Source organism: Mesorhizobium sp. BR1-1-15 (assembly GCF_020165475.1).
GTDB lineage: Bacteria > Pseudomonadota > Alphaproteobacteria > Rhizobiales > Rhizobiaceae > Mesorhizobium.
Genome location: NZ_JAIUIF010000004.1, coordinates 266586 through 287839, shown reverse-complemented (window position 1 = coordinate 287839; position 21254 = coordinate 266586). Strand labels below are relative to the sequence as shown.

Sequence of the window (21254 nt, the reverse complement as noted above, 5' to 3'; positions counted from 1 at the left end):
GGTCAGCGCGTCTTCTCGGTTTTGAAACGGCCTTCAAGCAGGCTGACGAGGCGAACCATCGGCCACAGGAAGATGAGATAGACCAGGGCTGCGCCGATCAGCGGCGAGGGGTTGGCGTAGAGCGACTGCGCATTGGTCGCTTCTTTCAAAAGTTCCGGCAGCGCCACGGTGGAGGCGAGCGAGGTGTCCTTGAACATCGAGACGCAGTTGCTGGTCATCGGCGGGATGACCACGCGCACCGCCTGCGGCAGCACCACCTTGCGCAAGGTCAAAAGGAACGGCAGGCCGAGCGCCTGCGACGCCTCGAACTGGCCGCGCGGAATGCTTTCGATGCCGGAGCGGAACACTTCCGCCGAATAGGCCGACATGATGATGGCGAAGGCCGTTACGGCGGAAGCCCAGGACGACAGGCGGATGCCGAGGAAGGGCAGCGCATAATAGATCAGGATCAGCACGACCAGCACCGGCAGCGCGCGGAAGATATCGGTGTAGCCGACCGCCAGCCACCGGAGCGGCTTCGGCGCATAAAGCCGCAACAGGCTGATCACCAGGCCGATGGGGATGCCGATGCCGATGCTGAGCAGGCCGAGCAGCAGCGTGTTGAGAAACCCGCGCAGCAGCGCCGGCAGACTGGACGCGATGACGTCGGCGTTGAAGAAGGTATCGAGCAGCGACATGGGAGGCTTTCCCGAACCGTTTGGCGTCCCTTGACGCCGGAGCAGAGGTCCGGAACAGCGAAAGCGGTTTTGCCGCGCCGCGCTGGTTCCGGGAGACTATGTATCAAACGGAACGTGCCGGCCTTTCGAGCCGGCACGTTCTCCTTGGCGGCCGCCGCTCAGGCCTTCGGCACCGGCATTTCCTTGGCGGTCGAGGAATCGGCGGGCGCGTCGCTGCCGAACCACTTCTTGTGGATCGCGGCCAGCGTGCCGTCCTTCTTCATTGCCGTCAGCGCGTCGTTGAGCTTGCCGAGCAGCGGGTGGTCCTTGGTCATCATCAGCCCGTACTGTTCGCCGGTCTTGATGCGTTCCTTGACGGTGAGATCCTTCATCTTGGTGAAGGAGTACTGCATGCCCGGAATGTCGCTGACAGCCGCGTCGATGCGCCCGGCGCTGAGGTCGAGCAAAAGGTTCTGCTGTGTGTCATAGCCCTTTACGTCGCTGAGGCCATCGGCCTCCTGATGCGCCTTGACCCAGGTCTCGCCGGTCGAGCCGGACAGCACGCCGACGATCTTGCCCTTGAGGTCGGCCTCGGCCTTGATCGGGCTGTCGGTCTTGGTGGCGATGCCCATGTCGGAATCATAGTAAGGCTGCGTGAACGACTGCGACTTCAGCCGCTCCGGCGTGATGGTGATCGACGAGATGGCGACATCGATGCGCTTCGAGGTGGTGGCGGCGAACAGCGCCTGGAAGCCGAGATCGGCGATGTCGGTGGTCATGCCGACGCGCTTTGCCGCTTCGTTGACGATGTCGACTTCAAAGCCCTCGAAAGTGCCGCTCTCGTTCTTGTACTCGAACGGAGGGTTGGTCGGGTAGGCGCCGACATTGAGCACATCGGCGGCATAGGCGGTTGCCGGTCCGGCGGCGATGCCGATGGCGGCCGCGAGGAGGATGAGATTGCGACGGGTCAGGCTCATTGTTGGTCCCTCTGGGGTGTTCCCTCTGGTTGTTGATCGGGCGGGCTGATGCCCGCACGGTTTCTTGCCGCCCCACCTCCCAGCGGGGCGTCAATTCATGCTCGCCGCCATACGGTCGGGCGCTGTCCGGTCGCGGCAGACGCACATGGGCGGGAAGGCAAGGTTGGCGATGCTCTCGGTATGCGGATCGCGGATCTGGCGCGCGCACGCCATCGCACGCATGGCGCGTGTCGGAGGATGACTGGGGGCAGCATGAACGACAAGGACTGAAACCCTTTGATCCCACCCGATGCACCACGATGGATGTCCGGCAAGCCCGTCCGGAACGGCAGTCGCCATCGATCGAGGAATGCTTATCCAAACCGCGGCAGTTTTCAAGGCAAAAGTTTTAAGCTTAAAAAGTTGGCGGCGACGGCGCCTGGCAAACCTTCGATAGCGCTAGCTGCGGCCGCTACCGCCCAGCTCAGCATCCGCGCCGGCTTTGCCGGCGGCAGCGCCAGCCCCCAGAAACATCGTGTCGCTGGCCAGGATAAAGAAACTGGCGCCGAGTGTCGCCCATTGGGCGACATCCTGCGGCCTCGCGCAGAAGATCCCGGATGTCCTGCCATGCGCGATCGTCACATCGATGATCCTGTGTATCGCTTGCGCGAGCTTGTCGGCGCCTTTCGGGCCGATCGCATCGATCGATACGGAGAGATCGCCGGGCCCGACGAAGGTCACGTCGACACCCTCGACGGCGGCGATCGCCTCGATATTGGCCAGCCCTTCCGATGTCTCGACCTGAACCGCCACGACGATGCTGTCATTGGCCTGAGCGAGATATTCGGAGATGCGGTAGCCATAGCCGGCGGCCCGCCCGGGCCCGACGCCGCGCTCGCCGGTCGGCGGATAACGCGAGGCCTTCACCGCCGCCTGCGCCTGGGCAGCGGTCGAGACGCGCGGGACGAGCACGCCTTGCGCGCCGCTGTCCAATGCCGCGGCGATCGCTTCCGGTGCATGGCCGGGCACGCGCACAATGGCCGGCACGCGATGGATATCGGCCGCGCGCACCATTGTTTCGATCATGTCGCGCGAAATCTGGGCATGTTCCCAATCGATGCAGAGGAAATCGAGACCGGACTGCGCCATCACCTCGACCGCAACGGGATGCGGAATGGCGGCAAAGGAACCGACGAGGCTTTCCCTACAGATGCATTTGTGGCGAAACCCGCTCATCGTTCCATCCCCTTGTTGTCGTGCCGGAATTCATATCCGCAAACAGCGGCGAGGCGAAGCTATTTCAGGCTTGAAATATTTTCGCGCGGGCCTAGCGTGTCGATCTCCCGCTGCGAGTTCCGGACATGATCAAAGCGCATCCCCTGCACGGCCCAAACAGACTGAAGCTCGGCGTCTTCTCGACCAATGCCGACGGCGGCCTTGCCATATCGGATGTGCCTGAACGCTGGACGGCAAGCTGGCACGACAATCTGACGGCGGCGCAGATCGCCGACCGCGCGGGGCTGGAATTCCTGCTGCCGATCGCGCGCTGGCGCGGCTTTGGCGGCCGCAACAGGGTGCGCGAATGGTCGTTCGAGACCTTCACCTGGGCGGCGGCGCTCAGTGTGGCCACCGAGCGGATCGGCCTGTTCATGACCGTGCATGTGCCCCTCGTGCATCCGCTCTACGCCGCCAAGGCGCTGGCGACGGTCGATCATATCAGCCAGGGCCGTGCCGGCCTCAACATCGTCTGCGGCTGGAACCCGAAGGAATTCGGCATGTTCGGCACGCCGCTGGTCGAGAAGGGGTATGATCAGGCCGCCGAATGGATCGAAATTCTGGAAAGGCTGTATGCGTCGGCTGAACCTCTCGACTATGAGGGCACTTATTATCGTCTCAAGGAAGCCGTGAGCCGGCCGGCCAGCCTGCAAGTTCCGCGACCGGTGACGATGAACGCGGCTTTCGGCGGTCCGGGCCGCGATTTCGCTGCCGCCAGATGTGACTATCTGTTCACGACCTTTTCCGAGATGGCCGATGCCGGCAAACATGTCGCCGATATCAGTGAGCGGGCCGACAAGGCTGGCCGCGAGGTCGGCGTCTACACCGTGGCGCATGTCGTCTGCCGGCCGACGATGGAGGAGGCGCAGGCCTATTACACACGCTATGCCGTCGATCTGGCCGACCGTGAGGCGGTCGATGCCCATATGGCCGGCAAAAAGGAATTCTCGCGGTCGCACGACCCGTATGCCTATGACCGCTATCGCCAGCGTTTCGCCGGCGGCGCCGGCACCTATCCCTTGGTCGGAACGCCCGAAACGATCGCCGCCGATATGGTCGCCATTGCCGGGCATGGCTACCAGGGCATTGCGCTGTCCTTCGTCAACTACACGCAGGAACTCCCCTATTTCTGCGATCACGTGCTGCCGCTGCTGGAGCGGGCCGGCCTTCGCGGAAAATAGTCTGGCCGATGCCTTCCTGATTTCTCATCCTGGGGTCTGCGCCGTATCGCTACGCCCTTGCTGCGCCCCAGGATGACGGGCGACGGCCGATTATTCCGGAATAACCGCGGTGGCTTGGATCTCCACCTTGGCGCGGTCCTCGACCAGCGCCATCACCTGCATCGCGGCCATCGCCGGGAAATGCCGGCCGATCACCTTGCGATAGGCCTCGCCTATACCCCTGAGATTGGCCAGATATTCGCTCTTATCGGTGAAATACCACGTCATTGACGTGATGTGCCGCGGCTCAGCTCCGGCCTCCGCCAGCACCGCGACGATATTTTGAAGCGTCTGCCGCACCTGGCCGACGAAATCGTCGGTCTCGAACTGGCACTGCCCATTCCAGCCGACCTGTCCGCCGACGAAGACAAGCCGCCCGCGAGCCGCTACGCCATTGGAGTAACCGACCGGCTTGGCCCAGCCATCCGGCTGCAGAATCTCGTGCATTTCAAACTCTCCGCAATATCCGCGTTCGAAACAGTCCAAACCTTGACGTGACCGGAGTCAGGCCGCCCCCATCACCTGTCGCGCGATCACCACCTTCTGCACGTCGGAAGCACCCTCATAGATGCGCAGCGCGCGGATCTCGCGATACAGGCTTTCGACGATGTGACCCTTGCGGACGCCGTCGCCGCCATGCAGTTGCACCGCTTTGTCGATCACCTCCTGCGCCTTGTCGGTGGCGAACAGTTTGGCCATCGCCGCCTCGCGCGTTACCCGCGCCGCGCCCATGTCCTTGGTCCAGGCGGCACGGTAGACCAAAAGCGCCGCGGCATCGACGTCGAGCGCCATGTCGGCGATATGGCCCTGCACCATCTGCAGCTCGGCCATCGGCGCGCCGAACAGCTTGCGTTCGGCCACCCGCTTGATGCTTTCATCGAGCGCGCGGCGTGCAAAGCCGAGTGCCGCCGCGCCGACGGTCGAGCGGAACACGTCGAGCACCGACATGGCAATGCGAAAGCCGTCGCCCGGTTTGCCGATCAGCGCCGAGGCGGGCAGCCGGACCTGATCGAAAGACAGTCGTGCCAGCGGATGCGGCGCTATGACTTCAAGGCGCTCCGCGATGTCGAGGCCCTTGCTGTCCCCCGGCACGATGAAGGCGGATAGCCCCTTGGCGGCGGGTGCCTCGCCTGTGCGGGCAAAGACGACATAGAGATCGGCGATGCCGCCATTGGAGATCCAGGTCTTTTCGCCCGACAGGACATAGCCGTCACCATCGCGGGTCGCTGTCATCTCCATATTGGCGACATCCGATCCCGAGCGCGGCTCCGACAGCGCAAAGGCGGAAATGACCTTGCCGGCGCGCGTCTTCGAAAGCCATTGCTGCTGTTGCGGCGTGCCGAACAGGCTGAGCGCTCCGGTACCAAGCCCCTGCATAGCGAAGGCGAAATCGGCGAGCCCGTCATGCCGCGCCAGCGTCTCGCGCGTGATGCACAAGGTCCGCACGTCAAGCGGCCCGGGATTGCCGGTGTCGAGCGCCGTCGGCTTCAGCCAGCCGTCCCGGCCGAGTTTTTGCACCAGCTCGCGGCAGGCGGCGTCGACGTCATGGTGATCGACAGGCAGGTTCTTCGCGCACCATGCCTCGAGGTGCTCGGCCAGTTCGCGATGACGGTCTTCGAAGAAGGGCCAGTCGAGGAAGGAGCGGTCAGGCATGCCTATCTCCTTCTGCGCCGAGTTCCTTCACACCCCCCTCTGGCCTGCCGGCCATCTCCCCCGCAAGGGGGGAGATCATCTGGCTGTCATGCCTTCGCCAATAATAGACGTTGCAGAAGGAGCGGCGACGTTGAGGCTGCCAATCTCCCCCCTTGCGGGGGAGATGGCCGGCAGGCCAGAGGGGGGTGCCTGGGCAAAAACCGCTCATCCTCAATTCCCCTCGAACACCGGCTTTTCCTTGGCAACAAACGCCTTGTACGCCCGCTCGAAATCGCCCGTCTGCATGCAGATCGCTTGCGCCTGCGCTTCCGCCTCGATCGCCTGGTCGAGGCCCATCGACCATTCCTGGTTCAACTGCGTCTTGGTGATGCCATGGGCGAAGGTCGGGCCGGAGACGATGCGCGCCGCCATGTCCAGCGCGTCGGCCTCGAGCGATGCCGCCTCTACAAGCCTGTTGTAGAACCCCCAGCGCTCGCCTTCGGCAGCCGTCATGTTGCGGCCGGTGTAGAGCAGTTCGGCGGCGCGGCCGTGGCCGATGATGCGCGGCAGGATCGCGCAGGCTCCCATGTCGCAGCCGGCAAGACCGACGCGGGTGAACAGGAATGCCGTCTTGGCGTCCGGCGTGGCGATGCGGATGTCGGAGCTCATGGCGATGATGGCGCCGGCGCCGACCGCCACGCCGTCGACCGCCGCGATGATCGGCTTGCCGCAGTTCAGCATCGCCTTGACGAAGTCGCCGGTCATGCGGGTGAAGGCCAGGAGCTGCTTCATGTCCATCTTGACCAGCGGGCCGATAATATCGTGGACATCGCCGCCGGAGCAGAAATTCCCGCCATTGGACAGGAACACCACGGCATCGACATCGTCGGCATAGACGAGGTCGCGGAATGTATCGCGCAGTTCCGCATAGCTGTCGAAGGTCAGCGGGTTCTTGCGCTCCGGCCGGTCGAGCCGGACCTTGGCGATCCGGCCTTCGACCTGCCAGAGGAAATGCTTCGGCTTGAAGCCGGCCATCTTGCTCATTCGCGTCCCTCCCAGTTGCTGCGGAACGAGGTCAGCATGCCGGTCAGCCGGCGTGCGTCGTCCTCGCTGACTTTGCCCAGCAATTCGCCGACCCAGCCCTCGTGTGCGGCAGCGATGACGGCGAAGGATTTGGAGCCTTCATCCGTCAGCCGCACCATCGAGGTACGGCGGTCGCCATTGCGCCGGGCGCGGGCGACCAGCCCCTCGGATACGAGCCGATCGACGATGCCCGTGACATTGCCGTTGGACACCAGCAGGAAACGCGACAGATCGCTCATCAGCATGCCTTCGGGCGCTCGGTAGAGCGCGGCCATCACGTCGAAGCGCGGCAACGTCGTGTTGAATTCCTTCTTTAGCCGCTCGCGCAGTTCGGCCTCGATCGTGCGCGAGGCGCGCAGCAGCCTGATCCACAGCCGCAAGCGGTCCTTGCCGGGTCCCGACGGCGCGGGCAGGGGGCCGGCTACCATGTTTCGCCTCCTGAGATCGAAATTGCCTGTCCGGTGATCGACGCCGCCGCATCGCCGCACAGCCACAGCACGGCGGCGGCAATTTCCTGCGGCTGGATGAAGCGGCCTTGTGGATTGGTCGCGGCAAGGCTCGCCCGCGCCTGTTCAGTCGAACGGCCGGTTTTTTCAACGATCCGCTCGATGGACTCGTCCAACATGTCCGTCTCGACAAACCCCGGGCACACCGCATTGACGGTCACGCCGGATTTCGCCGTCTCGGCAGCCAGCGCCCGCATCAGGCCGACGACGCCATGCTTGGCCGCCACGTAAGGCGCGACATAGGCGTAGCCTTTCAGTCCGGCGGTAGACGCGATGAAGACGATGCGGCCCGCCTTGCGCGCGGCCATGCCGGCGAGCGCCGGCTTCACCGTCAGGAAAGCGCCGGTCAGGTTGACGTCCAGCGTCCGCTGCCAGTCGGCCAGCGTGGTCTTGTGCGCCGGCGTGCTGCCCGCCATGCCGGCATTGGCGACGACGATGTCGAACGGCCCGCGCGCGGCCTCCGCCGTCTCGTAAAGCGATGCCATCGCCGCCTCATTGGTGACATCGGCAGTGATGGCGAAAACGCCTTTGCTTTCGCCAGCCACCTTGGCCAGCTCCGCCTCGCGGCGGCCGCATATGGTGACGTCGATGCCGGCACCAGCCAGCGCCAGAGCGATCGCTCGGCCGACACCAGACCCGCCGCCGGTGACAAGGGCATGGCTGCCGGCGATCATCGCGGCGGCCGTCATACTTTCAGCCCCGCTGCGGCGTCGCGTTCGGCCAGCCGGTAGATCTGGTCGCGCCCGGGCAGATAGGGATCGGGCCATTTGACGCCACGGTCGCCGAGCGCCACCGCCGCATGCAGCGTCCAGTAGGGATCGGCGAGATGCGGCCGTGCCAGCGCCACCAGGTCGGCGCGGCCGGCCATCAGGATCGAATTGACATGGTCCGGCTCATAGATGTTGCCGACCGCCATCGTCGCCATGCCGACTTCGTTGCGGATGCGGTCGGAAAACGGCGTCTGGAACATGCGGCCATAGACCGGCTTTGCCAGCACCGAAGTTTGTCCTGCCGAGACGTCGCAAATGTCGACGCCGGCCTCATGCAACAGCCGCGCGATCTCGACGGCGTCGGCGGGTGTTACGCCTTCGATGCCGACCCAGTCATTGGCCGAAATGCGCATTGAGATCGGCTTCTGCGCCGGCCAGGCGGCGCGTACGGCGCGAAAGATTTCAAGGGGATATCGCATGCGGTTTTCCAGCGAACCGCCATACGCATCCGTGCGCCGGTTGGTGACCGGCGTGATGAAGGACGACAGGAGATAGCCGTGCGCGGCGTGGATCTCGAGCATGTCGAAGCCGCAGCGGTCGGCCATCTCAGCCGAAGCCACGAACTCGTCGCGCACTCTGTCCATGTCGGCGCGGTCCATCGCCTTCGGCACCTGATTCTGCGGCGACCAAGCGACCGCCGATGCCGCCATGACTGGCCAGTTACCTGAGGCGAGCGGCACGTCCGTGCCTTCCCACCCAACCTGGGTCGAACCCTTGGCGCCGGAATGGCCGATCTGTGCGCAGATCTTCGCCTCGGTCTCGGTATGGACGAAATCGACCAGCCGTTTCCACGCCGCCTCATGTTCGGGCGCATAGAAGCCCGGGCAGCCGGGCGTGATCCGCCCTTCGGGGCTGACGCAGGTCATCTCGATATAGATGAGCCCGGCGCCGCCCTTGGCACGCTCGGCATAGTGCGTGAAATGCCAGTCCGTCGGGCAGCCGTCGACGGCCTTGTACTGCGCCATCGGCGAGACGACCACGCGGTTGCTGAGCCGCATGTCGCGCAGCTTGAAGGGCGCGAACATTGGCGCGCGGCGCAGCCTGTTGGCGCCGGCGCCCGCCTGGCGCTGGAACCATTCCTCCGCGCTTTCAAGCCACTCCGCGTCGCGCAGCCGTAGGTTTTCGTGGCTGATGCGCTGCGAACGGGTCAGCAGCGAATAGTTGAACTGCACCGGATCGAGGCCGAGATAGCGCTCGACTTCCTCGAACCATTCGAGCGAATTGCGTGCCGCCGACTGCAGCTTCAGCACCTCGGTGCGGCGCGCATCCTCATATTTGCGGAAGGCGGCGTCGAGGTCCGGTTCGGTTTCGACATACTCGGCCAGCGCAACCGCGCTTTCCAGCGCCAGCTTGGTGCCGGAGCCGATCGAGAAATGCGCTGAAGCCGCCGCGTCGCCCATCAGCGCCAGATTCTCAGACGACCAGCGCTCGCACAGCACGCGCGGGAAATTGATCCAGGCCGAACCCCTGATGTGGTTGGCATTGGTCATCAGCTTGTGGCCGCCAAGATGCTTTTCGAAGATGCGCTCGCAGACGGCGATGGATTCCTGCTGCGTCATGGCGCCGAAACCGAAGGCGGCCCAGGTCTGTTCGCTGCACTCGACGATGAAGGTCGCGGTGTCGCTGTCGAACTGGTAGGCGTGCGCCCACACCCAGCCATGCTCGGTCTTTTCGAAGATGAAGGTGAAGGCGTCGTCGAATTTCTGGTGGGTGCCGAGCCACACGAACTTGCATTTGCGCGTGTCGATGTCGGGCTTGAAGATGTCGACGAAGCTGTTGCGCGCCCTGGAATTCAGCCCGTCTGCGGCGACGACCAGGTCATGCGTCTCCATATAGGGCCGGGGATCGGCGATGTCGGTCTCGAACATCAGCCTGACACCGAGCTCGCGTGCGCGCCGTTGCAACAGGATCAAGAGCCGCTTGCGGCCGATGCCGCAGAAGCCATGGCCTGAGGATACAGTGCGCACGCCGTCATGGACCACGGCGATGTCGTCCCAATACGCAAAATGCTTCTTGATCCAGACGGCGCTGACCGGATCGTTCCTGGCCAGATTCTCGAGCGTTTCGGCTGACAGAACGACGCCCCAGCCGAACGTGTCGTCGGCGCGATTACGCTCGAAAACCGTCACATCGTGCGCGGCGTCCCTCAGCTTCATCGAAATGGCGAAGTAAAGGCCGGCTGGTCCGCCGCCGAGAACCGCAACCTTCATCTGTGCGATCTCCTCTTCGCTTGCTTGGTTTCAGTATCGCGCCGGGGCCAAGATATTTCAAGCTTAAAGTTTTATATCGGAACGATTATGCGAAATAGCGGGCCGCGCGCTCGCGCATCGCCGCGCGCGGCCCGTGGGGTCACTTTTCCGGGTTCTTCGGGCTCCACAGCACCGTCTCGGCACCCTTCTCGTAAGCCATGCCGTCGGGATAGCTGATCGCTTCCAGCTGCAAGCCCCAAGGCGCCTGGAAGTAAAGGATGGTCTGGCCGGCGGCGGGTCCTTCCTTGACCGGCAGCGGCCCCAACCTGGTCTTTACGCCCTTGGCCTCGAGATAGGCTTTCGCCGCCGCGACGTCGTCGACATAGAAGGCGATGTGAAAACCGCCAATGTCGCTGTTCTTCGGGGTCAGGTCCTTCTGGTCCGGCGCGGTGTATTTGAACAGCTCTATGTTCGACCCCGTGCCGCAGCGAACCATGGTGACCTGCTCGATGACAGCCTTCGGATCGACGCCGAGAAGATCCTGCATGAAGGTGCCCTTGTCGTCGGCGAACGGGCCGAACGACATTGCCTTCTTGCAGCCGACCACGTCGGTGAAGAAATCGACCGCCTGCTTCATGTCGGGAACCGTGATGCCGGTGTGGTCGTGCCCGCGCATGCCGGGGATCGAGCTTGCTGCCGCCACACCGGTGCTGCCGAGGATGGCGGCAGCGAGTGCTGCATTTCGAATTGTTGTCTTCATGTCAGTTTCTCCTCCATTTGGCGGGGCTTTGTCATTGGCCGGTCGCACATCCGAGCCCGCTTTTCGGCGTGCGTATGCATTCATGTCGGAGCCTTGGCAGCGGAAGGAATATCCAGCCAGCCGTCGTCGATTTCGGGCAGTGGGATGGCCGCGATCAGGTCGCGCGTGTAGGTCTGTCGGGGATTTTCGAAGAGAGCGTCCGTCGCGCTCGCTTCGACGATCCTGCCTTCGCGCATGACGATGACCTGCCGGCACAGCCGCCGGATGACCGACAGATCGTGGCTGATGAAGGCGACCGTCAGCCCCATCTCCTCCGCCAGTTTCTCCAGAAGGGTGAGGATCTGCGCCTGCGTCGAGACGTCGAGGCCGGAGACGATCTCGTCGGCCAGCACGAATTTCGGCGCCAGCGCCAGCGCGCGCGCTATGCCGACGCGCTGGCGCTGGCCGCCCGACAGTTCGTGGCGGTAGCGGCCGGCGAAGCTCTGCGGCAGGCCGACGCGCTGCAAGGCCTCGGCCACGCGGTCCCTGAGATTGTCGCCAAGCCCGTTCTGCTTCAGCGGCGCGGCAATGATGCTGGCAATGGTGCGGCGCGGGTTGAGCGACGACATAGGATCCTGGAAGATCATCTGCAGATCGCGGCGCAGCGGCCGCAACTCCGCCTCCGGCAGATGTGTAATGTCTATGCCGTCGAAGCTGATGCTGCCGGCGCTGGGCTCCAGCAGTCGTACCAGGGCACGGCCGAGCGTCGACTTGCCGGATCCGGACTCGCCGACGATGCCGGTCACCGATCCCTTGGGCAGGTCGAAGTCCAGGCCTTTTAGGATTTCCGCCAGCGGCGCGCGGCCGATCAGCGGCTTGCGGGTCATGTCGGGCAGCGCGACTTTCAGACCGCGCACGGAAAACAGCGGCTCAGCCATGCGGTCGCCTCCACGCCTGGTCCGCGGCCGCAATCTCCGTGGCAAGCCCGGCCAGCACTGCCTCGTCGACCGGCTTTAGCGAGGCGAGGGGATCGGTGTAGCGCGGCGTTGCCGCCATCAGTGCCCGTGTGTAGGGGTGCTGCGGTGCCGCGAAGAGGGCAGCTGTTTCGGCCTCTTCCACGACCTTGCCGGCATAGAGCACCGAGACCTTCTGGCTGATCTTGGCGACGACGCCGAGGTCGTGGGTGACGAACAGGATCGCCGTGCCGTGCTCGCGCTGCAACGCAGCGATGAGCCGCAGGATCTGCTTCTGCACGGTGACGTCGAGCGCCGTGGTCGGCTCGTCGGCGACGATCAGCCGGGGCTCGGCGGCGAAGGCTGCGGCGATCAGCACGCGCTGGCGCATGCCGCCGGAAAGCTCGTGCGGGTAGCTTTTCAGTACCCGGTCGGGGTCACGGATCTGCACCTCGTCCAGCAATTGCCGGATGCGGGTTTCGGCCCTCTCGCCGCTCCAGCCGAGGATGCGCACCAGCCGGTCGGTCGTTTGCGGGCCGATGCGGCGCGACGGGTTGAGCGCGGTCAGCGGATCCTGCGGGATCAGTGCGGTGCGCGCGCCGATCAGCGTGCGCCGTGCCTTCGGGTTGAGCTTGCCGAGGTCTTCGCCCTCGAGCCGCATATCGCCCTCGACGATGCGCACGCTCGACGGCAAGACGCCAAGTACCGCCTTGCCGATCATCGTCTTGCCGGCGCCGCTTTCACCGACCAGTGCTCGCACTTCGCCGGGCTGCACGGCAAGCGACACCGAGCGCAGCACGCGCTGGCCGTTCGGCAGCACGGCGCTCAACTCCTTGATATCGAGACAGGCGCTCATCGCAGCACCGGATCGAAACGTGTCTTCAGCGCCTCGCCGAACTGGCTGAACGACAGCACGGTCAGGATCAGTGTGATCAGCGGGAATACCAGCACCCACCAGGCCTGGTGGATCGACAGCCGGCCCTCGGCGATGATGCCGCCCCAGGTCGGGTCGTCGGTCGAGATCGACAGGTTGACGAAGGACAGGATCGCCTCGACGATGACGGCGATGCCCATTTCCAGCGACAGCAGCGCCACGATCGATGGCACCACATTGGGCAGCACTTCGCGCAGCATGATGCCGATGCGGCCATAGCCGGCGATGCGGGCGTTCTCGACATAGTCCATGCGCGACTGGCCCATCGCCTCGGCGCGGATGACCCGGCAGAAACGCGTCCAGTCGATGATCGCGATCGCCAGGATGACAGAGCTCAAACCCGTGCCGAGCACGGCAACCAAAAGGATGGCGAACAGCACCGGCGGGAATGCCATCCAGACATCGACGATGCGCGAGATGATGCGGTCGGCCCAGCCGCCGAAATAGCCAGCGATCAAGCCCAGGGTCGAGCCGACAAGGCAGGCGGCGCTGGCGGCGGCGAACGCAACGATGAAGGCGATGCGCCCGCCGAAGATCAGGCGTGACAAGAGATCCCGGCCGAGGCTGTCGGTGCCCAGCCAATAGCCGGGCTCCGCGCCATCGAGCCAGAACGGCGGCAAACGTTCGAGCATAAGATCCTGCGCGAGCGGGTCCCGCGGCGCGACCAGCGGCGCCAGGATCGCCGCCAGCAGCACCAGCAGCAGCCAGCCGCCGGCCAGCCAAAGCCTGGCGCTTGAGCCGTGTCTCGAGATGCGCCTCTCATCCATGGCGCAGCCTCGGATTGAGCAGCGCATACATCATGTCCACGGCGAGATTGATCAGCACGAACAACAGCGCGAAGACCAGCACGATGCCCTGGATCAGCGGCAGGTCGCGGTTGATGACGGCGTCGATCGCCATGTTGCCGAGGCCCTCATAGGAAAACAGCCGCTCGACGATGACCGTGCCGCCGATCAGGAAGGTGAACTGCACGCCGACCAGCGTCAGCGTGGGCAGGGCGGCATTCTTCAGCGCCTCGCGTAGGATGACCTGCGTTTCCGAAAAACCCTTCACCCGCGCCAGCACGACATAGTCGAGGTCGAGCACTTCCTTCAGCGACTGTTTCAACAGCTGCGAGATGATCGCCCCCAGCGGCAATGCCAATGCCACCGCCGGCATCAGCATGTGCTTCAGGAGATCCCATGTGAGATCGAGGCGCAGCCGAAGCAAGCTTTCGAACAGATAGAACTGGCTGACGAAGGGCAGGTCTAGCTGCGGCGAGACCCGCCCGGAAATGTCGAAGATCGGCACCAGCACGCCGAACAGCAGGATCAGCACCAGGCCCCAGAGGAAATCGGGAATGGAAAGTGCTGCCCCGCTGGCGATGTCGATGCCGGCTTCCACCGCCGTGCCTCGTTCGCGGGCGCCGAGGATGGCCGTCGTCCCCCCGATCGCCACCGCCATGACAAGCGCGACGATGGCAAGCTCCAGCGTTGCCGGCAGCCGGTTGAAGACAAGCCCGAGCACGTCTTGCCGAAGCGAGATCGAGGTGCCGAAATCGCCTTTGACGACGCCGGACAGCCAGATGAAGAACTGCTCGATGATCGTCTTGTCGAGGCCGTAGAGCGCCCGCAGCCGGGCGATATCGGCATCGGATGCGCCGGGCGGCAGCATCATGGCTATCGGATCGCCGGGAGCGATGCGGATCACGACAAAGACGACGACGGCCACGCCGAACAGCGTGATCAGCATCGTCAAAAGACGGATCAGGAACCGTTGCAGGAGCATGTAAATCTTTGCTGGAGCCCGGAGGCTCGTATGCCGAAAGAAGATGCGCGCCGACGCTATGGACGGCGCGCGGCAAGCCCGGCCGATATCAGGCCGGGGTCATCAGGGCCGGCAACAGCGCGCCGGACACATGCTGCACGACGTTGACGCCCTTGGCATGCACGATCGGCTGCGCATACTGCATCAGCGGCAGCACATAGGCTTGCTCGGCGATGTATTTGTCCACCGCCTTCCAGCCGGCGATGCGCTTGGCCTCGTCCTTCTCACCCCACAGCGGGTTGATCATGTCGATCAGATCCTGGCTGTCCCACACCGAGTGCGGGCTCGGTCCATACATGGCAAAGCCGGTCGAGGTGGTCGGGTCGCCGATGGCGTTGCCCCAGTTGTAGAAGGCCGCCGGCGCCAGCTTGTCGGCGGCGCGCAATTCGTAATGCTTGGCGATCTCGTAGACTTCAATGGTGGCCTCGATGCCGACCTTGCGCCACATGCCGACGATCGCCTGGATCATCTCGTAGTCCTTGGGCTTGAAGCCCTTGGTCGTCTGGATGGTGAACTTGACCGGCTTCTCCGGCGAATAGCCGGAAGCGGCCAGCAATTGCTTGGCCTTTTCCGGATTGTGCTCGACCTTGATCGACGCGTCGTAGGCCGCGTATTCCGGCGTTTCCAGCGTGGCGAGCGGCTGGCCGTAGCCGCGCAGCAGCCGCTTGACCAGAAGCTCCTTGTCGACCGCCATGACGGCTGCCTGGCGCACGTTCTTGTCCAGCATCGCCTCGACGTCGTTGAAGAAGATCATGCCAATGTCGGAAACATTCTTGATCGAGCCGGCAAGGCCGTCCTTGGCGATCAGGCGGTCATACTCCTCATAGGGAATCTCGAGCGTCACCTGCGAGGAGCCGGACTCGATTTCGGCGACACGGCTCGCCGCGTCTGTGACGAATTTGATCGTCACGTTCTCGAATGCCGGCTTGCCGCCCCAGTACTTCGGATTGGCCTTCAGCCGCAGGAAGGCGTTGCGTTCGAACTTCTCGACCATGTACGGGCCGGTGCCGATCGGAGCCTTTTCGAAACCTTCGGCGCCCACCTTCTCGTAATAGGCCTTCGGCATGATGTAGCCCGTGAGGAACGACATCCACTTGAAGTAGACCGGGTCGAACTGCACGACATCGCCCGTGATCTTGTTGCCCTCGATCTTGAAGTTGTTGACGTTCTTCCACACGAACTGGATCGGGTTGCCGGTCTTTTCATCGCCGGCCCGCTGCAACGACCAGACCACGTCCTCGGGCGTGAACGGCGAGCCGTCATGCCAGGTTACGCCCTCGCGCACCGTCATCATGATCTTGGTGCGGTCGTCATTCCAGCCCCACTCGGTGAGCAGCCCCGGCGCGAAGGACAGGTCCGGCTTCTGCGGGATGAACTGATCGAACACCGACTGGTAGAGGCCCTGGATGGTCGGGTTGACCGCCGAAGGTCCGGTGGTCGGATCCCAGGACGGCAGGTTGACATTGTAGGCGATGGTCAGTTCGCCGGCCGCCGCCCCGGCGATCCTCGGCAGGCCGATGGCCGTCGCCCCGAGTGCGGCGGCACCGTATCCGAGCAATTCGCGTCTGTTGATTGTCATGGTCGTTCCCCTTGTTGGTTTTTCTGTTTTCCGTGCACGGCTTCGTTGTTTGATCAGTGGGTTCCCTGGGCAACCGTACCTTGCCTTGCTCCACCCCAATGCGTTTCGGCTGCTACCTCCCGCCAAGCTGTTGCGCCAGCATGAAGCCCGAGGCGGCACCCGTGCCGGCGCCCGGCCATGTGGCGGCACCGGTGAGATGCAGATTGGCCACAGGCGTGTTCCAACCGGCGTAGCCGCGTGCCGGGCGAAACAGGAAATTCTGTGCCAGGTGGTGGCTACCACAAACCTGGTCGCCGCCGACGAGGTTCGGGTTCTCGCGCTCGAGGTCGATGGGCGAGAACACGGCCTGGCCAAGGATCTTGGCTCGCAGGCCGGGCGCGTAGGTTTCGACGATGTCGAGCACGCGCTCGGCATAGCGATCCTTGACCTGATCCCAATGCGCGGGCGTGATCTTGCCGGCGGCGTCGCCAAGGATTTCTGCCGGCAGCATGCGCACCTGCACCCACAGCACATGCTTGCCTTGAGGCGCGCGCGACGGATCGACCGCGGTTGGTTGGCCGAGGACCAGCACCGGCTCGTCCGGCAGCACGCCCGCCATCGCCTGCTGATAGGTGCGCGACATGGCGTCGAGCGACGGTGACAGATGCACATAGGCGAACTGCCGCAACTCGGCGCCGGCGCGCCAGTCCGGCAGATCGTCTAGCGCCAGATGGATCATCATGGTGCCCGGCGCGTGCCGGAATTTTTGCATCGCCGTGTCGAAGCCGGCGTCGCCGGAACCGTTGGGCAAAAGCGTGCCGGCCAACGCCTTGGGTGCAACGCCGGCAATGACCGCCCTGGTGGCCGTGTGCGTCTCACCGGACTTGAGCCGCACACCCGTCGCCTTGCCGGCCGAAACCGTGATTTCGGCCACCTCGGCGTTGGTGAAGATCTTGCCGCCGGCGCCCGTGACCATCCCCGATAAGGCACGAATGATGGTGTGGGCGCCGCCCTTGCCCAGCACCATGCCGAAACTCTGGTTGGCCATGGATTCCAGATAAGGGAACACGGCACCGCCTGCGATGTCGGGCGCAAAGTCGAGATGCATGCCCCAGGTGGCGAGCGTCGCCCGCACATGGGGCGACTCGAAAGTCTCCTCCAGCCACGCGCGGGGCGAGGAAAGCAGCAGGCGCCCGGTGTCGAGCGCGCCGGCGAGGCCCTTCTTGCGCCAAAGGTTCCACGCCGTGCCGGCAAGGGCGCGGGCGCTCATCGGTGATCCCAAGAGGCGAAACAGATGCTCTGCTTCCGCCGGGAAGGCGGCGACCAGCTTGCGCCACGTGGCGGCATCGGCGGCGGAGAAGGCAGCCATGCGCGCGGCCGTCTTTTCCAGATCGTTGCTGACGCCGAACCAGCGTCCGTCCGGGAAGGCGCTGGCGAAACAGTCGGAAACCGGCGCGAATTCCAGCCCGTGGGCTTTCAATTCATTTGCATATTTCTGGTGGAAGGCCGAGCCGGCGAACAGGCTCAGATTCATCGCGCCGAAATCGTGTCGGAAACCCGGCAGCGTGAATTCGCGGGTCTGGACGGCGCCGCCGATATTTGCACTGCGCTCAAAAACCCCGGTTTTCCAGCCTTTGAGCGCCAGATGCGCGGCGCAAGCCAGACTGTTGTGGCCCGCCCCGACAAAGATGGCGTCGAACTCGCTCACGCCCCGCACCCATTTCCTTTATGCTTAAAGATAATTGCAGATGCATATGTTTTCGTCTAGTAGGATATTAAGGGCCGAGACGAGCCTTCAGCACATCAGACAAGAGGGAACAGAGACCATGGATACGCAACAACTCCTCGGCGAAGTCGCCGGCCAGCTTCTTTCAGGCGCCATCAAGGTGGTCGACCTGTCGGCGCCGCTCGGTCCTGACACGCCGCTGATCAAGCTGCCGCCGGAACTTGCCGTCGACACGCCGAAGGTCGAGATCCATAACATCTCCCGTTACGACAAGAATGGTCCCTGGTGGGCCTGGAACTGGCTGAAGCTCGGCGAACACTCGGGCACGCATTTCGACGCGCCGCAGCACTGGATCAGCGGCAAGGATTATCCGGATGGCGCCACCGACACCATTCCGGCGCAGAACTTTATTGGTCCGGTCAATGTCATCGACTGCTCCAAGGAAGCCGCCGCAGACCATGATTTCCTGCTCACCGTCGATCACATCAAGGCGTGGGAAGCCAAGCATGGCGCCATCAACGCCGGCGAATGGGTGGTGATGCGCACCGACTGGTACAAGCGCAACGGCTCGGAAGCCGAATTCCTCAACGCCAACGAGACCGGCCCACACACGCCCGGCCCGACGGCGGAAGCAATCCAGTTCCTGATCAGCAAGGACATCAAGGGCTGGGGCTCGGAGACGATCGGCACCGATGCCGGCAAGGCCGGCGGCATGGAGCCGCCATTCCCGGCCCACACGCTGATGCACAAGGCCAACCGCTATGGTCTGGCCAGCCTGTGCAACCTCGACCAGTTGCCGCCGAAGGGCGCCATCCTGATCGCCGCGCCGCTCAAGATCGAGCACGGCACCGGCAGCCCGATCCGCGCCCTGGCGCTGGTGCCGGGCAAATAGGGCGAAGTGGATCTTCGGGAGAAGATCATGCGCGCGGGCGATGCGATAGGGAGGCAGACTGGCGGCGCTCGCGCTCTACGGCGCCCCCCTCTGCCCTGCCGGGCATCTCCCCCACTTGGGGGGAGATTGGCGGCTCGGGCGCCGCATACCATCCTGCGACGTTGGAAATTGGCGAAAGCCGAGATGACGGCCAATCTCCCCCCTTGTGGGGGAGATGCCCGGCAGGGCAGAGGGGGGCGCCGTAGAGCGCTGTCCCACGCAATTGAATCCCACCCGCCGACGAAAAGCCACCGCCAATGAACGCCCCCGACCACATCATCGTCGGCAGCGGCATCAACGCGCTGGTCTGCGCGGCGATGCTGGGCGGCAAGGGCGCAAAGGTACTCGTGCTGGAGCGCAACGACCGCATTGGCGGCTGCATGCGCACCGAGGAAATCACCGCGCCCGGTTTCATCCATGATGTGATGGCGACGACATTCGTGCTGTTCATTACCTCGCCGGCTTACGCGGCGCTGGGCAAGGACTTGGCCCGGCATGGCCTGGAGTTCTGTCACGCGGCCACCCCGACGGGGGTGCTGCGGCCCGACGGCAGCCATGCCGTGCTCAGCACCGACCGCGCCGCCAACATCGCCGCCTTCAATGCGATCGCCGCAGGCGACGGCGACCGGCACGCCGAGGATGTCGGCGGCATCGAGCGCAATGCCGGGCTGCTGTTCGGCCTGCTCGGCGGCAGCCTTTGGTCTTATCCGACAATGAAGCTGCTCGCCGGTGATGCCTGGCGGCGGAGCCCGCGCGGGCTGGCCGCCTTTCTCGGCGATGCGCTGGTGCCGGCGCGCGCATGGCTGGAAAGCACCTATCGGTCCGAAACCATACGCGCGCTGTGGGCACCGTGGGTGCTGCATGCCGGACTTGGGCCGGAAGATGCTTTCTCCGGCCAGATCGCCAAGGTCATCGCCTTCGCGCTGGAGGCTGCGGGCGCGCCGATCGTCAAGGGCGGGGCGAAGAACCTGCTGTCGGCGTTCGAGGCGCTTGTCAAAGAGCGCGGCGGGGTCATCTCCACCGAGGCCGACGTTGCCTCGATCATCCTGACCGAAGGTCGCGCCACCGGAGTGCGATTGGCCTCGGGCGAGACCGTCAATGCGAAGAAGAGCGTCATCTGCTCGGTCACGCCGACGCAGCTTTACGGTCGGCTGCTCGGCAGCGACAGCCCCAGGAATGACATCGAGGCGACGCAAAAATACCGCTACGGCAAAGGCAATTTCCAGATCCACTATGCCCTCGACAAGCCGCCTTCATGGCGGGGCCAGGGGTTGGACAAGGTGGCGCTGCTGCATCTGACGCCTGGGTTGGACGGTGTGTCGAAGGCCTGCAACGAGGCGACGCGCGGCATGCTGCCCGAAGTGCCGACCATCTGCGTCGGCCAGCCGCACGCGCTCGATCCCTCGCGCTGCCCGCAAGGCAAGGCGATCCTGTGGCTGCAACTGCCCGAGGCTCCCCGTCACATCAAGGGTGATGCCGCCGGCAAGCTGCAGGCGCCGGCGGACGGGCAATGGACCGACGCGCTGCGCGAGGCCTATGCCGATCGCGCCGAAGCGATCCTTGCCAGTCATATCGATGGCTTCAAGGACAGCGTCATCGCGCGCCGCGCCTATTCGCCTGCCGATCTCCAAGCGATGAACATCAATCTGGTCGGCGGCGACCCCTATGGCGGGTCCTCGACCGTCGACCAGTCCTTCCTGTGGCGACCGTTCAAGACCAGCCGCAATCACCAGACCGGCATCAAGAACCTCTACCATATCGGCGCCTCGACCCATCCGGGCGCGGGCCTCGGCGGCGGCTCCGGCTTTCTCCTGGCGGGGAGACTATGATGGAGCAGAAAATCGCGGAAAAGCGCCAGCGCATATCGACCTTGGGTCAGATCGGCCTGCAGCAATTCGCGCCCTATCTGATGAACCGCATCATGGGCCGCTACAACGCCACCTTGCGCGACGATTTCCGCAAGCAGGGCCTGACCATTTCGCAGGTGCGGGCGCTTGCGGTGCTGTCGGTCACCGACGGCGTCACCGTCAACGACCTCTCGGTCTATACGGTGATCGAGCAGTCGACCTTGAGCCGCACGCTCGACACGCTTGAGGGGCAGGGGCTTGTGCGGCGCGAGCAGGGGGTTAGCGACAGCCGCATCCGCCATGTGTTCCTGACCGACGAGGGCCGCACCGAGTTCACCCGTGCCTGGCCGGCCATGCATGACGCTTTCGAGGCCATGTTCGACGATGTCGACGATGCCGAATATGCAGCGCTGATCGCGACATTGCAGAAGATGCTGAAGAACATTCGCAAGCACGACATCTAGAGCTACGCG

General features: G+C 64.3%; 20 protein-coding genes. 4 read left to right on the top strand and 16 right to left on the bottom strand.

What is annotated here, in order from left to right:
- Window positions 1-2 precede the first annotated feature (2 nt).
- The 3 genes from LB541_RS09935 to LB541_RS09925 form a co-directional block, all read right to left on the bottom strand.
- Window positions 3-677, bottom strand: coding sequence for an amino acid ABC transporter permease (locus tag LB541_RS09935; RefSeq protein WP_140556801.1), 675 nt, complete (start codon window positions 675-677; stop codon window positions 3-5).
- Window positions 678-835: 158 nt separating this feature from the next.
- A complete protein-coding gene (locus tag LB541_RS09930; RefSeq protein ID WP_140496991.1) occupies window positions 836-1633 on the bottom strand; it encodes an ABC transporter substrate-binding protein in 798 nt (265 codons plus the stop codon).
- Between the two features lie 438 nt (window positions 1634-2071).
- Window positions 2072-2848, bottom strand: coding sequence for an HpcH/HpaI aldolase family protein (locus LB541_RS09925; protein ID WP_140649419.1), 777 nt, complete (start codon window positions 2846-2848; stop codon window positions 2072-2074).
- A gap of 125 nt (window positions 2849-2973) precedes the next feature.
- Here LB541_RS09925 and LB541_RS09920 point away from each other — a divergent pair, with 125 nt between their 5' ends.
- Window positions 2974-4068, top strand: a complete 1095-nt coding sequence (locus LB541_RS09920) for an LLM class flavin-dependent oxidoreductase (protein WP_140624858.1) — start codon at window positions 2974-2976, stop codon at window positions 4066-4068.
- Window positions 4069-4158: 90 nt separating this feature from the next.
- Here LB541_RS09920 and LB541_RS09915 read toward each other — a convergent pair whose 3' ends face one another.
- From LB541_RS09915 to LB541_RS09855, 13 genes are all read right to left on the bottom strand, one after another.
- Entirely contained in the window at window positions 4159-4554 is a 396-nt protein-coding gene (locus LB541_RS09915; protein WP_140496985.1) for a RidA family protein, read from the bottom strand.
- 57 nt (window positions 4555-4611) lie between these two features.
- A complete protein-coding gene (locus LB541_RS09910) occupies window positions 4612-5760 on the bottom strand; it encodes an acyl-CoA dehydrogenase family protein (protein WP_224618245.1) in 1149 nt (382 codons plus the stop codon).
- 210 nt (window positions 5761-5970) lie between these two features.
- Window positions 5971-6783 (bottom strand): enoyl-CoA hydratase family protein, encoded by an 813-nt coding sequence (locus LB541_RS09905; RefSeq protein WP_140624856.1) that lies wholly within the window; start codon window positions 6781-6783, stop codon window positions 5971-5973.
- Complete coding sequence (locus LB541_RS09900) at window positions 6780-7250, bottom strand: MarR family winged helix-turn-helix transcriptional regulator (RefSeq protein WP_140513060.1); 471 nt, start codon at window positions 7248-7250, stop codon at window positions 6780-6782. The genes LB541_RS09905 and LB541_RS09900 overlap by 4 nt, the downstream gene beginning before the upstream one ends.
- Window positions 7244-8017, bottom strand: a complete 774-nt coding sequence (locus LB541_RS09895) for an SDR family NAD(P)-dependent oxidoreductase (RefSeq protein WP_140523750.1) — start codon at window positions 8015-8017, stop codon at window positions 7244-7246. Before LB541_RS09895 ends, LB541_RS09900 begins: the two co-directional genes overlap by 7 nt.
- Entirely contained in the window at window positions 8014-10308 is a 2295-nt protein-coding gene (locus tag LB541_RS09890; protein WP_140496975.1) for a bifunctional salicylyl-CoA 5-hydroxylase/oxidoreductase, read from the bottom strand. Before LB541_RS09890 ends, LB541_RS09895 begins: the two co-directional genes overlap by 4 nt.
- Window positions 10309-10447: 139 nt before the next feature.
- Window positions 10448-11047 (bottom strand): VOC family protein, encoded by a 600-nt coding sequence (locus LB541_RS09885; RefSeq protein ID WP_140523755.1) that lies wholly within the window; start codon window positions 11045-11047, stop codon window positions 10448-10450.
- Between the two features lie 80 nt (window positions 11048-11127).
- Window positions 11128-11964: an ATP-binding cassette domain-containing protein gene (locus tag LB541_RS09880; protein ID WP_140559702.1), complete on the bottom strand. Its 837-nt coding sequence runs from the start codon at window positions 11962-11964 to the stop codon at window positions 11128-11130.
- On the bottom strand, window positions 11957-12835 hold the full coding sequence (locus LB541_RS09875) for an ABC transporter ATP-binding protein (RefSeq protein ID WP_140496969.1): 879 nt from the start codon (window positions 12833-12835) through the stop codon (window positions 11957-11959). The genes LB541_RS09880 and LB541_RS09875 overlap by 8 nt, the downstream gene beginning before the upstream one ends.
- A complete protein-coding gene (locus tag LB541_RS09870) occupies window positions 12832-13680 on the bottom strand; it encodes an ABC transporter permease (RefSeq protein WP_140523761.1) in 849 nt (282 codons plus the stop codon). The genes LB541_RS09875 and LB541_RS09870 overlap by 4 nt, the downstream gene beginning before the upstream one ends.
- Window positions 13673-14680 (bottom strand): ABC transporter permease, encoded by a 1008-nt coding sequence (locus LB541_RS09865; protein ID WP_140523763.1) that lies wholly within the window; start codon window positions 14678-14680, stop codon window positions 13673-13675. Before LB541_RS09865 ends, LB541_RS09870 begins: the two co-directional genes overlap by 8 nt.
- Before the next feature lie 88 nt (window positions 14681-14768).
- Window positions 14769-16298: an ABC transporter substrate-binding protein gene (locus tag LB541_RS09860; RefSeq protein ID WP_140523766.1), complete on the bottom strand. Its 1530-nt coding sequence runs from the start codon at window positions 16296-16298 to the stop codon at window positions 14769-14771.
- Window positions 16299-16410: 112 nt separating this feature from the next.
- Entirely contained in the window at window positions 16411-17985 is a 1575-nt protein-coding gene (locus tag LB541_RS09855; RefSeq protein ID WP_140523768.1) for a phytoene desaturase family protein, read from the bottom strand.
- 118 nt (window positions 17986-18103) lie between these two features.
- Here LB541_RS09855 and LB541_RS09850 point away from each other — a divergent pair, with 118 nt between their 5' ends.
- The 3 genes from LB541_RS09850 to LB541_RS09840 all read left to right on the top strand — a co-directional run bounded on the left by LB541_RS09850 (window position 18104) and on the right by LB541_RS09840 (window position 21245).
- Window positions 18104-18895, top strand: a complete 792-nt coding sequence (locus tag LB541_RS09850) for a cyclase family protein (RefSeq protein WP_140496959.1) — start codon at window positions 18104-18106, stop codon at window positions 18893-18895.
- A gap of 296 nt (window positions 18896-19191) precedes the next feature.
- Window positions 19192-20763 (top strand): phytoene desaturase family protein, encoded by a 1572-nt coding sequence (locus tag LB541_RS09845; protein WP_140523771.1) that lies wholly within the window; start codon window positions 19192-19194, stop codon window positions 20761-20763.
- The gene (locus LB541_RS09840) at window positions 20763-21245 is read left to right on the top strand and encodes a MarR family winged helix-turn-helix transcriptional regulator (RefSeq protein WP_140496955.1); all 483 of its coding nucleotides are present in this window, start codon (window positions 20763-20765) and stop codon (window positions 21243-21245) included. Before LB541_RS09845 ends, LB541_RS09840 begins: the two co-directional genes overlap by 1 nt.
- The last annotated feature ends 9 nt before the right edge of the window (window positions 21246-21254 follow it).